At 58.0% G+C, this 12849-nt stretch carries 13 protein-coding genes; 2 read left to right on the top strand and 11 right to left on the bottom strand.

The features are described 5' to 3' along the window. Positions 1-49 precede the first annotated feature (49 nt). Complete coding sequence (locus tag ACM6IN_RS16735) at positions 50-1450, top strand: aminoacyl-tRNA deacylase and HDOD domain-containing protein (protein WP_122604575.1); 1401 nt, start codon at positions 50-52, stop codon at positions 1448-1450. A 150-nt stretch (positions 1451-1600) separates the two neighbouring features. On the opposite strand, the gene ACM6IN_RS16730 is transcribed toward ACM6IN_RS16735, so the two are convergent. Next, entirely contained in the window at positions 1601-1984 is a 384-nt protein-coding gene (locus tag ACM6IN_RS16730; RefSeq protein WP_016985803.1) for a helicase, read from the bottom strand. A 583-nt stretch (positions 1985-2567) separates the two neighbouring features. Between ACM6IN_RS16730 and ACM6IN_RS16725 the strand changes: the two genes are divergently transcribed. Further along, entirely contained in the window at positions 2568-2939 is a 372-nt protein-coding gene (locus ACM6IN_RS16725) for a DUF6124 family protein (protein ID WP_123376100.1), read from the top strand. A gap of 57 nt (positions 2940-2996) precedes the next feature. On the opposite strand, the gene ACM6IN_RS16720 is transcribed toward ACM6IN_RS16725, so the two are convergent. From ACM6IN_RS16720 to ACM6IN_RS16675, 10 genes are all read right to left on the bottom strand, one after another. Further along, entirely contained in the window at positions 2997-3437 is a 441-nt protein-coding gene (locus ACM6IN_RS16720; protein WP_414916391.1) for a hypothetical protein, read from the bottom strand. 58 nt (positions 3438-3495) lie between these two features. Then, positions 3496-4569: a tetratricopeptide repeat protein gene (locus ACM6IN_RS16715; protein WP_414916486.1), complete on the bottom strand. Its 1074-nt coding sequence runs from the start codon at positions 4567-4569 to the stop codon at positions 3496-3498. Between the two features lie 2 nt (positions 4570-4571). Continuing rightward, the gene (locus ACM6IN_RS16710) at positions 4572-5420 is read right to left on the bottom strand and encodes a tetratricopeptide repeat protein (RefSeq protein WP_414916390.1); all 849 of its coding nucleotides are present in this window, start codon (positions 5418-5420) and stop codon (positions 4572-4574) included. Next, complete coding sequence (locus ACM6IN_RS16705; protein ID WP_123454672.1) at positions 5407-5952, bottom strand: hypothetical protein; 546 nt, start codon at positions 5950-5952, stop codon at positions 5407-5409. The genes ACM6IN_RS16710 and ACM6IN_RS16705 overlap by 14 nt, the downstream gene beginning before the upstream one ends. Before the next feature lie 4 nt (positions 5953-5956). Beyond that, complete coding sequence (locus ACM6IN_RS16700; protein WP_414916485.1) at positions 5957-6412, bottom strand: hypothetical protein; 456 nt, start codon at positions 6410-6412, stop codon at positions 5957-5959. 86 nt (positions 6413-6498) lie between these two features. Then, entirely contained in the window at positions 6499-7008 is a 510-nt protein-coding gene (locus tag ACM6IN_RS16695) for a hypothetical protein (RefSeq protein WP_414916389.1), read from the bottom strand. Continuing rightward, on the bottom strand, positions 7005-9455 hold the full coding sequence (locus ACM6IN_RS16690; RefSeq protein ID WP_414916388.1) for an alpha/beta hydrolase: 2451 nt from the start codon (positions 9453-9455) through the stop codon (positions 7005-7007). Before ACM6IN_RS16690 ends, ACM6IN_RS16695 begins: the two co-directional genes overlap by 4 nt. A gap of 9 nt (positions 9456-9464) precedes the next feature. After that, positions 9465-10859 (bottom strand): TIGR01777 family oxidoreductase, encoded by a 1395-nt coding sequence (locus ACM6IN_RS16685; protein ID WP_414916387.1) that lies wholly within the window; start codon positions 10857-10859, stop codon positions 9465-9467. Between the two features lie 138 nt (positions 10860-10997). Beyond that, entirely contained in the window at positions 10998-12362 is a 1365-nt protein-coding gene (locus ACM6IN_RS16680) for a lysozyme inhibitor LprI family protein (RefSeq protein WP_414916386.1), read from the bottom strand. Positions 12363-12382: 20 nt separating this feature from the next. Next, positions 12383-12844, bottom strand: coding sequence for an XAC2610-related protein (locus ACM6IN_RS16675; protein WP_257356610.1), 462 nt, complete (start codon positions 12842-12844; stop codon positions 12383-12385). Between the last annotated feature and the right edge of the window lie 5 nt (positions 12845-12849).

Genomic DNA, 12849 nt, shown 5'->3' with positions numbered 1-12849 from the left:
GACAGAGCTGGTTATACTCCTGCCATTGTTTCAAAAACGGATACAGACCATGACCGAAGCTGCTCTCGCCCCCGAATCTCCGCACGCTCCGTCTGTTATTCGGCTGCTGCTCAACAAGCTGGGCGTTGCCTACGAAGAAGTGCTCGATCACCACGGCCTCAATGCCTCGCGCAAGGTACAAGCCGTGTTGCTCGACGACGCCGTCGGCGCGTTGATGGTGCTGTTTCCACAGAGCCAGCTGCTGGATCTCAATCGCCTCGCCGAACTCACGGGCCGACGCCTGACCGCCGTGTCCACCGAGCGCCTGGAAAAGATGCTCGGCAAACACAGCCTGAGCCTGCTGCCGGGCCTGCCAGCGCTGACCAGCTCGCCGTGCCTCTACGAAGAAAGCCTGCTGCGTGAACCGAAGTTGCTGATCAACTCCGGCGAGCCGGGCCTGCTGCTGGAAATCGCCAGCGAAGACTTCAAAACCATGCTGACCAAGGCCAGCGCCGCCAATTTCGGCGAAGCCCTGAGCAGCATCCGCCCGAACCTTGATCGCCCGGACGATGACCGCGAGGAAATCACCCAGGCCGTGCAAGCGTTCACCGCGCGGCGCATTCAGCAGCGTCTGGAAGCGACCATCGAGATTCCGCCGCTGGCCGAAACCGCGCAAAAAATCATCAAGTTGCGTGTTGACCCCAACGCCACCATCGATGACATCACCGGCGTGGTTGAAACCGACCCGGCGCTGGCCGCGCAAGTGGTGAGCTGGGCAGCGTCGCCGTACTACGCCTCGCCAGGCAAGATTCGTTCGGTGGAAGACGCGATCGTTCGCGTGCTCGGTTTCGATCTGGTGATCAACCTCGCGCTGGGTCTGGCCCTCGGCAAGACCCTGAGCCTGCCCAAAGACCACCCGCAACACACCACGCCGTACTGGCAGCAGTCGATCTACACCGCCGCCGTCATCGAAGGCCTGACCCGCGCCATGCCGCGCGCCCAGCGCCCGGAAGCCGGCCTGACCTATCTGGCCGGCCTGCTGCACAACTTCGGTTACCTGTTGCTGGCCCACGTGTTCCCGCCGCACTTCTCGCTGATCTGCCGCCACCTGGAGGTCAACCCGCACCTGTGCCACAGCTACATCGAGCAACACCTGCTCGGTATCAGCCGCGAACAGATCGGCTCGTGGCTGATGCGCTACTGGGACATGCCGGACGAACTGGCCACCGCCCTGCGCTTCCAGCACGACCCAAGCTACGACGGCGCCTACGCCGAATACCCGAACCTCGTCTGCCTGGCCGTGCGCCTGCTGCGCAGCCGCGGGATTGGCTCCGGGCCGGATGAAGACATTCCGGATGCGTTGCTGGAGCGCGTGGGGTTGACTCGCGACAAAGCCAACGACGTCGTCAGCAAAGTGCTTGAGGCCGAAGTCCTGCTGCGCGAACTGGCTTCGCAGTTCAGCCAGGCATAAACAAAACAGGCCCGCTCCCCAGGATTTAAATAGTCCCCTGTGGGAGCGAGCCTGCTCGCGAAGAATCCAACTCGGTCTACCAGACCGCCCCTGATCGTTCCCACGCTCCGCGTGGGAATGCATCCCGTGACGCTCCGCGTCACCAAAGGCTCAAGCCTTAGGCTTAGCCTTCCTCGGCACCAAATACTTCATCAACCCCTGAAACCACATCACCAGCGCCGGATTGCCCTTGAGCTGGATCGACTTGTCCTGAATCCCCTGCATAAACGCCAACTGCTTGTTCTTCGCCTGCATCGTGGCAAAGCCATAACCGGCATCTTTAAACGCAATCGCAAACGCCGGTTCTGCCACCACGCCAGACTTGCTGGTGATGCGCTGATCCTTGACCACGAAATGCCGCGCCACTTTCCCGTCCAGCGTCTGCAGCTGAAACACCAGATCCTTGTCACCCAACTGCTGCTGGAACGCAGGATTTGTCCGGCTGGCCTTACCCATCAACAAACCCATCATCCACAGAAGAAAACGAAATTTCATGCGCACAGCCTCAAAAGGAAAATGAACGGCCGGGGCAGTGTAAGGGATTCGGACGATAACGCCAGTATCTGACTCTATTGGAAGAGGATGCAGACCATTTCCCGCACGATGACCGCCAAGTCACGATTCAGCGCTCGCCCCTGATCGTTCCTCCGCTCTGCGTGGGAATGCATCCCGAGACGCTCCGCGTCTCACCACTCACCTTTCCTACACCTGTTGAAACACATCCCTGTAGGAGTTGGCGAAGCCTGCGATCTTTTGATCTTCCGGCCCGCGAATCTATGGGAAATTTCCTGCAAAGTGCGGTCCTGTCCATGAACTAGGCGAGTTGGCTGGCTATCGATAGGCTCTGTGTGTCGCCGCAGATTGGCGATACGGACGTGCAAGTCCGGTTGGAGTACACATTGGTTATGGCAATTCGCCGAGCGTTTTCCTATGCTCGCGGATCGTTATGGCGGCTGTGTATGGGAGGCCTTCGGGTCTGCCGGGTTACTCCACCGGTCTTGCACACCTATGCACAGCTGCCACCACTTTCGAAGTGCGAGCGAAACGGTGTCGGCTCCTTAAACTGGAGTAAGACCGAATGATCAAACCAACACCCAATCCCCCCGAAAACCCAGACGTTTCGCCCTACGAAACCCTGGAATCAAAGAAATTCCACGAAGCCGCCGAGCGCGCCCTCGACCACCATTTCAAACCAGCCGTCGATCCACACCCCAAACGCGAGAACGGCCTCTTCAAACTCTCCCCCGGCACCGACGCCGAAGCCCTCATGGCCAACGCCTCCGAAGACCTCCTGTCCATCAGCGTCATCGCCTGCGACCTCGCCGACGACCTCCACGGCTCCCGCCGCTCGGTTGCACTCGCCCTGAGCAGAATGGCGGACGGGGTGAGATTGATGGTGGAAGGCACGCTCGACCAGATTGAAGTGCGAAGCGTGGCGGCCAAGCCGTAGCGAGATTTGAGGATGAAAAAAGGGGACGTTAAGTCCCCTTTCTGAATATTCCCTGCTTCACCACTGGCAACCTGTTTCAGATTTCGAATCCACGTTGTAATCGTTTTCAAACGAATACTTCTTTGCAGATTTGTAATTCGTATACGTCATCGCATCAACCCGGCCACCCTGAGTGACCATCTGATACTCACCTGTCAGTGCGCCATCAACTACTTCAACCCAAGTTGTCGTGTACTGGTAGGGCCGGCCATACACGAGTTCTTCTTGTTCAGTATTGCGATGAACCAGCCCAATAGCCTTTTTTGACTTGCTGTACTTGACGCCAGCACCGCTCCATTTGGCGACAGAGTCGTAATAGGTTCGGAATTCAAAATTTATGGGTTTGCCTTCGTAGGAGCGGAAGCAAAAAACCTCGGTCGTGACCTCGCTATGAGCCGACAGAGGAACAAAAACGAGCACCGCGGAAAACAATGCAGACGAAAATTTCAAACCGAACATTCCTTTAGCGGTTCATGGGTAATAAAAAACATGCTTTCAGCAACTCACCGAGCGCTGGTCACGCCTCGGGCGCCACAGCGCTGCGCTCAACCACCCTCGCCGGGATCTTCGAAGCCTTGCCCGCTTCCGACATACGCGTTGCGTATTGCTTGTACGCCGGCACCGCTCGCTCTTTATCGTTCATAGCCCAATAGCTATCTGCGAGATTCAGGTAAGCCACCGCCCGCTCTGGGTTGTGTGCAATTACCGCATTCAACAGTTCAATCGACTCAGCGTAGTAGCCCGCCTCGCCGAGCAGAAAACCGAGGTCGTTGGACCAGCCAGGATGCTGTCGGAAGTAGTACGTTCCGGTGATATAACTCTCCGGAGAGCAAGCGCCATGTGAGTCATCGCCCATCAGTGCCTCACTCATCACTCTTTTGAAAGAGCTGCTGTCACCCTTCCGATACGCCGCCAGCGCCGTATCCAGCAGGTCCGCCGAATAGACAGTCATGAGTTTTTTATAACCGCCCTGAGGTCCGCTAATGTTCGCGGCGCGCAGCTTTTGAAGAGCCTCGAACCCATCGAAGGACGCCAGAGTGATAGAGCCCAATGTCCGCACCGGCAACTCCGCCACGCTGATGAGCGAGCGATCGCAATACTCGTTGTTAACCAACTGCAATATTTGCTTTAGCTCAAACTGCCTTGAACTTCTATTGAAAGCGAACAACAGGTTGAAGTTGTAAACCGCGTTATCTTCTTCGCTAGTTACCAGCGCGATGTAATCCCCAGCCTCAACGAACGGCTGCTTGACCACAGCTTCCTCAGCCTGCGGATCAATGACAGTCATGACGCCAGGGCGACCTTTGAGTACATGGACGCTGAAGCCCCCCTGAAGCGCAGACGAGTACTGACTCTTGATCAGAGGCAGCGCCTTCGACGTATCGAGCAAGATGTCCTCGTCACGCGCTTGTTCCGGCGCAATCAACAATCGGTTAGAAACTTCGTCCGCATCACCCGCCAGCACAAACACCTTTTGCCGTGATGCATCACCCAGCAAGCTAGCCGGAATTTCCTTCAGGACTTGTGGGGCAGCGAGTGCGCATGAAGTGGTTAGCAGCCCAAGGCTCAACACGATAAAGCGGAAGAACATATTCACTGTCTCAGTCCCTGAATTTCAGATCGCTCAACGACGCGTTGCGGAATCTTCTGCGCTTTACCGGCGGCACTCATCGCGTCGCGGTACTCGCGGTAATAACGCTGCGCTTCTTCTTGGCGATCAAGTCGCCATAGCGAATCAGCCATGTTCAGCATCAGCACTGTGCGCTTGCCGACAGCTTCAACGCCTCGATAAAACTTCAGCGCCAACTCATCGTTGCCGCCCTCGGCCAAGTAGAAACCGAGGTCGTTGTAAGCCTGAACATTTTGCGCCGGGGGATGACAGGCCATGTAGGATTCCGGGCTTAAAAAGCTCAGGCTCCATTCGATGGACTCTGCTCGGGACTGTACCGGCTCGATACTCGAAGCATATTTCAGCAGGTCCTTGGGTGACTTAGTCTCCAAGACAGGATTGAGCACCCCGCCCTCTTCGGAAACCCATTGCTTGCCTACCCATTTTCCCTCACAAAACCGCTCGTAACTCTCAGCAAGCACGCAACCGGTTTCCATCGAGATCACATCGCAATGCCCTTGTGATGTCGCTATTTCCTCACCGTTCTCACCTATGACTACGCCGTACTCCACCGCAGTCGCCAGTAGAAATTTTTTGTCAGGGCTGAGCCATTCAGGATAAGCCTGGGCACCAATGCCGGCATGAAACAACGGGAACGTTTTTCCATTCGCGTTGAACCAGGCAGTGGTAGATTCCACGACGGGTGATGTCCATTTTTTTGCCTGGAACGTAACTGTGTTTCCGGCGGCTCCCACTATTGGCGGGTCAACGGCAAAGACATTGGTAGCGCTGAACAAACTGCCGATCATCAACACCCACTTAAGGCTGGCCATAGACGATCCTCTTCACCGCCGGGCTTTCTGACATTAACTGTCTCTTCGTAACGCCATAGGCCTTGATCAACTCTTCCCGAGATCCCTTCGAGCCAAAAGAGCGTTGGTTATTATCGAAGCTGTATTGCTCCAATCGCCCTGCTGTCGAGTAATACCCATGCCACTCCGCGCAGGCACCACAACCGCCATATCCGCCTATCGAAACAAGACTGCCCTTGGTGCCTTCCACGCAATCCATCGCCACAACAACATTGCTCAACATTTTCGTCTTCGCACCGTCGGAAGTGAGTTGTGAAACTTTGCTGATATCGCGTCGAAGCACCTTACTACCGATGTTGATGGTCTGGTCGGAGCAAACCGGGATGACGTGGGTTTGCGCACCATCCACCGTCACCGATCGGCAGGACGACACCAACACCACTTCAACACCGCCGCACTGCATGACATCGCGCTGGGTAAAGGCGTCCGAAGGCGCGGCGAGAGCTGGCAGAGAGAGCAGCAGCGAAAGACTGCCCGCGAGAAGACGGCTCATCCACTCACTCCTCATCCATCGGCGACGATTCCACGTCGGTCATGCTTAGCAGCCGAAACTCATTGTTCACAAACTCGTAGTAACGATCCCGGTTACCGCTTTCCAACGCGTTCCCTTGGGCGTCCTCTTCACCGTCGAGCGTGATGCCGGACACGATAATCAAACGACTATCGGGCTGGTAAACCATGCCGACGGTGCTGCCGTCGTAAGCATTCGGCAGACCGCCAACCACTTCACCGGTCTGGGCATCCAGCACTTCGCCGCAAATCGCGCTGCCGCCACAGCCGAACCTGTGCAGGATGTAATGGCCGGCGAAGTTGACCTTGCCTTTCAGGGCTTGCACCCGTGCCTGATCCATCATTGGGCTGCTGTTTTCTTGCGGCACCAACTTATGGCTGGGGCCGGTGAAAACTGGCGTGACGGTGTAATCCTTGAAGGCTGGATCGGCAGCGAATGCCATGGACGCGGCAGCCAATATCAAGCTGCCGAGAACAATCGAAAATCCTTTCACGTAGTAACTCCGTAAATGCAGTGGGGACCGTCGGCTTACTCAGCCTGCCCTTCATAACGCTGTGTCTGCGGGTCGAATTGCCACAGATGTGGCCGGGTCATGGCCTTTTCACCCTTGTAGCGAATCCGCCCGCGCCTGTCCCTGATGTAGGAGTAGATCTCGATGTCCTTGAACTCACCTCCCCCCTTGGGTGGGCCGTCCAGAACTTTGACCCCGGCGAAGTAATCGCCGCCCGAATACCTCAAATAACCACGGCACTGGATCAGGAAGGCAAATGTGCTATCCATTGATGAGCCAATGCCGACGCGGGAATTGAAGATGAAGTCTTCGATGCCATCGCCATTTAGATCGCCGCGAAAAACCACGTGGCCCGGTTCGATAGAAAATTCTTTTCCATCGAGACTGGAAAGTATGTCTTCCGGATGTTCACTGCTCTGCGACCATTGCGATAAGAAATATTTTGAGTCAGCTTCCTGATTGCAAACATCTGCCGCCGTAACCGCTATCGGCAACCAGCTCGCACATAACACCAGCAATCGTTTCACTTCCTATCCTTCGATTTGATCAACTCCAACTCGCCATCCCGATACAACACCTCACACCCCACCCACGCCGGATCCACCTGCGGCATCACCGCCGACGGCTTGCGCAATTCCCGCAACAACGTCGAGCCATGCGACAAGCGTCCGCCCATCCGCGCAATCACTGCCCGCGCCGTCTGGTAATGCGCGTGCCGCCCCGGATCGAGGGTGTCTTCGAGCAGGATGTCGGCGCCGAGGATGCCTTGCACCTGCCCCGGATAAATCATGAACCCGGTCGCCTGCTCCGCACCTTCGCGACCGTCCTGCCAAAAGCTGCCATCGCGGGTGCGCACATCGGGGTGCGGTGCAAACCAATGTTCGCGATCCGACAGTGGCATGGCGTGGTGCAGACGGAAGAAGATGCGCATGAGGTTGTCGCGATACCACTCTCGTACTTGCAGGTAGTAGCCGCGCAAGCCCGGCAGGCCGCTCGAATGCGCGAGACGGATCAGCCCTGGCCATTGCGGGAATGGCTGCAGCGGCAGATCGCTCGACGCGGGCCGAGGCGTAGCAGGATCGGTTTCCCACGGCAATCGATGCGGACTGTTTTCAAGGTTGTCGTAAGCGGTCGGCGGGCGGCCCAGCCAATCACCGCCGCTGCTGGCCAGCGCCGTGGCGATGCACAGATTGCCTTGCACCACGAACACGTAAAACCGGGTGAACCAGTCCGCGAGTTGTTGGCCATCGGCAGCTTGGGCGACGAGTTCGGCCAGCTCTCGATCGAAACGCTGCAAACCATTTTCAAGGTTCAGCAAATGCCCGCGAGCCTTGCGTTGCATACGCAAAAACAGCGGCAACGAACGCAGCATCTTCAGCGGTTGCCATGGCAAATGCGGAGTCGCGCCACCGACTTCACCGGCGTAGTTCGCGGCGCTGATGCCCCAGTCGGCCAGCCGGGCGAGAAACAGATCATTGTTGATGTAGGACGCGCCGCCGAAGACGGCGGTGAACGGCTCGTTATCCTGCAGCACCCGCGCATCCCAACGCGCCATGATCGCCGGAATACTCGCGGCGGCTCGGCGCTGGGCGTATTCCACCAACACGCTCGGTTGCGGCGGCAGGATCTCGGCGATATTGGCGGCGGTCAGGTGGCGGCGCCAGCCGTAATCGCTGATCGGCCGGTATTGCAGCAGCCACAGTTGTGAGCCGTCCCAGGCCCATTCGACGTCGCCGGGCACGTAGTGGAACACGCGCAGTACGTCTTGCAAAAAGCGCCACAGCAGGTCTTCGGTCAAGCCGTGGGATGGAGTGAACGTGCCGCTGCGCCACGCATCGCCGAGCCGCGAAAGCGTTGCCCGTGAGGGGCTGACGTGACCGTCGGCGAGCGATTCGAGATGACCTTCAACCCACTCCAGCTCCACCGACAGATGCCGCACGAAGGCGATCCCGGAAACTACCGGGGTGATGAAGCGCTGCACCACCACTTCCTCGACGCCTTCGGCCGTCAGTTCGGCAATGCGTTTCGGCACATTGGCGGACGGCTCGCGCAGATAGGTGGTGCTCAAACCGGCATTCGCCGAGTCGGCCTGATCCTCGCCGTAACTGGAGGAGCGCACCGCCCAGGTCACATCAGGTTGGGCGGCGAGAAATGCCGGCAGGCGCGGATCGCTGCAATCGTTGAGCGTCAGCGCTGCCGGCACCGCTTGCCGGGCCAGTTCGGCCAGGCGCAAACGCCCGCCCTTGGTGTGGGCGACAAACCCGCGCTCGCCCGACTCCAGCCACTGCGCGAATTCGGCGGGCGAGTCGATCCACGGGTAATGACCCCAACCAGATTTGAGGCTGATGGTCAGATCAGCGCGCGCAAGAATCGCCGACCACGCCGCCGCTTGCTCGATTCCGAGCACAGCGTCCTGATCGCCCCAAACCAGCTCGACTGGATCGGTGATCCACTCCAGCAGCGGCAGCGCAGTGTCGGCGCGAATCAGATCCCAGTGCGGCACAAACGCACGGCAGCGCGCATAACCGGCGCCCATGCGCTGGTACTGCTCGGGCGTCCAAGTCTGGTTGGAAAACTTGCGCGCGAACAGCGTGGGTTTGTTCGACAGCAGCCAGTGGATGGTCTTGCGGATCGGCAGCGGTGACATCAGCGCCGGCAATCGACGCTGCCACAAAAACGCACCGACCGGCGCCAACAAAACGCTGCGGGAAAAGTGCCCGGGACGACGTTGCAACGCATGCAACACCAGCAAGGCATTGACCCCGACCGCCATGATCGCGCTGCCCTTCTGCGTCATCGCCAACAAGGTCTGCGCGTAGTCCGCCAGATCCTCGCAGGGTGGCAGCGGATTGGCGCCGAAGCCCGGCAACTCCAGCGGCACCACGTTGTAGCGCTGAAAGTGCGGCAGCGCGTCGTCCCACCAATCGGCAGCGCTGCCGTTGCCGGCCAGCAGGTACATCAACGGCTTGCTCATGAGCGATCCTCAGGTCAGATCGCGCAGAGCGGCGTCGAGGGTTGAATAGCGGAATGTGTAGCCTGCCTCAGTCAAACGCTGCGGCACCACGCGCTGACCGTCGAAGAACAACTGCGCCATCTCCCCCGCCATTGCACGCACTGGCGCGGCGGGAATGTGCAACCACACCGGACGCTTGAGGACCTTGCCGGCCTGCCCGGCGAACGCCGCCTGACTGACCGTTTCGGGCGCGACCATGTTGTAGGTGCCACGCAGAGTGTCGTCGTTGAACGCCCGCGCGATCACCTGAAGCACATCGTCGCGATGCACCCAGGTCATGATTTGTCGACCGTCGCCCATGCGCCCGCCGAAACCCAAGCGGAACGGCAGCAGCAACGGCGTCAACGCACCGCCCAAGCCAAAGACCACGCCAAGACGCAGCACCACCTGACGCACGCCAAACTCAGTGGCTGGTTGCGCGGCGGCTTCCCAACGCGCGCAGAGTTCGGCCATGAAACCGTCGCCCTTGCTGGCGTGTTCGTCGAGGCTTTCGCTGGCATCGCGTACGCCGTAGTAGCCGATGGCTGAGGCTTGAATCCACAGAGCTGGTTTGTGCTTGGTGTTCTTCAACCAGGTCATCAACGCTTCGGTGGTGCCGACTCGGCTGGCGAGCAGTTGCGCCTGACGCTTGGGAGTCCAGCGTGGGCCGGCGACGGGGGCGCCGGCGAGATTGATGATTACGTCGAAGGCTTCGTCGTGGCTGAGTTCGCTGAGCGAATGTACGCAGCGGACGCGGCCGTTGAATAGATTGGCCGCGTTCAACGGATCGCGTGTCAGGACGCTGACCGAGTGGCCCGCGTCGAGTAATTGATTGACCAAGGCTTCGCCGATAAAACCGGTGCCGCCGGTGATTAGCACTCTTTTGTAGGCGCCATCGGAAAACGGGTTGGATTGGCTCGGTGCCTTTACTGAAGGGGATTTTCGGCGGTCATGCCGATACAACCAGAACAGCGGCGGCAACAACACCAGCAACGCAAAACCGTCGAGCCATAGGTGCGACCAAACCTGCTGTTGCGCTGAAAGCCACATGTCCTGCGGCGCCCATAACAGGATGCCGGCGCTCAACCAGCCCCAGACTGCCGGAGTTTTCAAGCGATTGCCCAAGTGCACCAGCGCGAGCATGTACAACGAATAGCTTTGCAACGTCGCGCCGAACAGCGCAAGCCACCAGACCTGTTGTTCGTGGCCGGCGGCGGGCACCGGGTCGGCGCCCCAGAACGCGAGTTCGAGAACTTGCAGATAGCCGTTGAGTAAACCGGAATGCCCGGCCCAGGTCAGGGTGAGACCGGCGAGAATGTGCACGATTGCGGCGGCGTATAGCCAGAGCACTAACGCGGGGCGAAGGGAGTTCGAGGGGGCTGGCATTCCGTGTCCTGAGCGCATTCCTTGGGGGTGAGGAGTTTAAAGGAAAATCGCGGTCGTCAGATGCTCAAAAACTAAACGTTTTACCGGACGGATTCAGACTCAACGACTGCGAAAACGCATCAGACATGACCCGGCATTTCAGATGCAGTGACTGGCCTTGATCGGCTCAGCGCCTTGTGTTCCCAATCGCCCCACGTTGAAGATGCCCAACTGATTACCTTTGTCAGCCGCCATTTGATAACAGGCTAGCGCCCGCGACATATCCTTCGTTCCAAGCTCGCCACCTTCAAAGGTCGAGGCCAGATAATTCATCGCGTCAGTGGAACCCATGGTGATCGCCCGAATGACCTGCTCTTTCGCCTGCTCGGGATGGAGGCAAGGGCCGTTATAGTCGGTGGAGTTTCCGACACAAAAAAACGTGGCATAGGCCAGCGCGCCACTCGGTATTTTCGAGGCCGCTTTGAACAGCGCCTCTACTTTGCTGGTTTCCAACTGGGATGCCATTTGAGAAAGACTCAGGCTTGCCGCCGAAAGACTTGCCTCTGCATCACCTGACTCCGCAGCACATACATAATTTTCTAGGGACGCTTCAACCAGTTCCACCGTTAGAGGGTATTGCTCAAGCAACCCAAGCCCACCTAAAGCTTCAGCACGCTGATCACAGAAGTTCTCGGCGCGGCTCATTCCTGGATTACGTGTTGCGACAAGATCCTTCTCACTGATCGACCAATCCTCAATCCCCTCAAGCACCCAGCACGCCTGACGAGAGAAGTTGAAGATTTTCACATTGCTGTTACCTGCCCTCTTATCCACCACATTGACGTGACTGTCATCGACCTCTTCGATTTCGACTCCAAGTGTCTTGCCGGGCGTGATTGCAGCCATCAGCGGATAGTTGAAAGTAGCTCCACTGACTCCCGAGGTCGAAGGCTCAAAGGTACTACGTTCCTTTCCCGCCACCGGTTTCAACACCAGCGACTTGACCGTCATCGCCGTGAGACGGCGTTGTGATTCGCTGTTGGCGGAAAACGCTGTCAGGAAAGGCGCGAACTCCTCCGAGGGGCAAGCGTCGCTGGTAGGAGCCGTCGAAGCGTTCTTGTCGGATGAAAGTACAGGGACGATCTTGTCCAGATACGCCGAGCGCTCGCGACTCATTCTGGCGATGCACGAGTTAACCGCGAACACATGCGCAGGCATCCCCGCCTCGATCTCGAACGCTTCCAAAGGGCAGTTCGCATCTCGCAACTTCAACCACGCACGTTGCGACTCTTTAACCTTCGCCGCGTATTCCGCGCCCAATGCCGGATCTGCTCGATAGTCAGACTCAAGTCGCGTCATTAGCTGCTTGTAGCTGAAATTCAACTGCGTATCGGCAGCCTTCTTCGCCGCCTCCGAGCAGGGCACCATTTCCAGGCTTGAGGTGACATGGCTGCAGTCATCCTGCGCATAGACAGATGAAAGCGGCAGCAGTGCGGCCAGCAGGGTTAAAACAAAACGGTTCACTGTGTTCATCCTTGAGTCATTCAGGTTTTGCGTTTGGTGAATCGGGTGATGCATTGCTTGGGTATGTTCATTTCCCAGTAGGTGCTGAGCAACGCTTTACGCTTTTTGTCGACGCGCAGGTTAACGAAGCCATCGCCGCAGTCCGGCTGCAACTCTTCGAACGTGCCGGTTTTGGCTTGGTAAATGAATACCCGGTAGTAGTGGTAAGTGCCCATGCCGTCATCGAGTTGCCAGATCGCGAAATCCTTGGCGCCGTCGAAATTGAAATCGTCGAACTGCATGTGGAGTTCATTCTCGGCTTCAAAATCGATTGTCCGCGACTCGCTTTGCGTTTCGCTTTTAACCGCGATGTTCAGCTTGGAGCCTTCGAGAACCAGCGTTGCTTCAACGCCTTGGGTTGGGCTGAACGTAGCGATTTCGGCTAGCGACGGGATCGTCCACAGCAGGCCCAGCAGTGATAACGCTAAAGTTTTGAAATGCATGTACT

The sequence above is a fragment of the Pseudomonas sp. IT-P395 genome (genome assembly GCF_949767675.1).
In the GTDB taxonomy this organism is placed as follows: domain Bacteria; phylum Pseudomonadota; class Gammaproteobacteria; order Pseudomonadales; family Pseudomonadaceae; genus Aquipseudomonas.
Note: the sequence above shows the minus strand (reverse complement) of the source record. Positions and strands in the feature narration are given on the sequence as shown.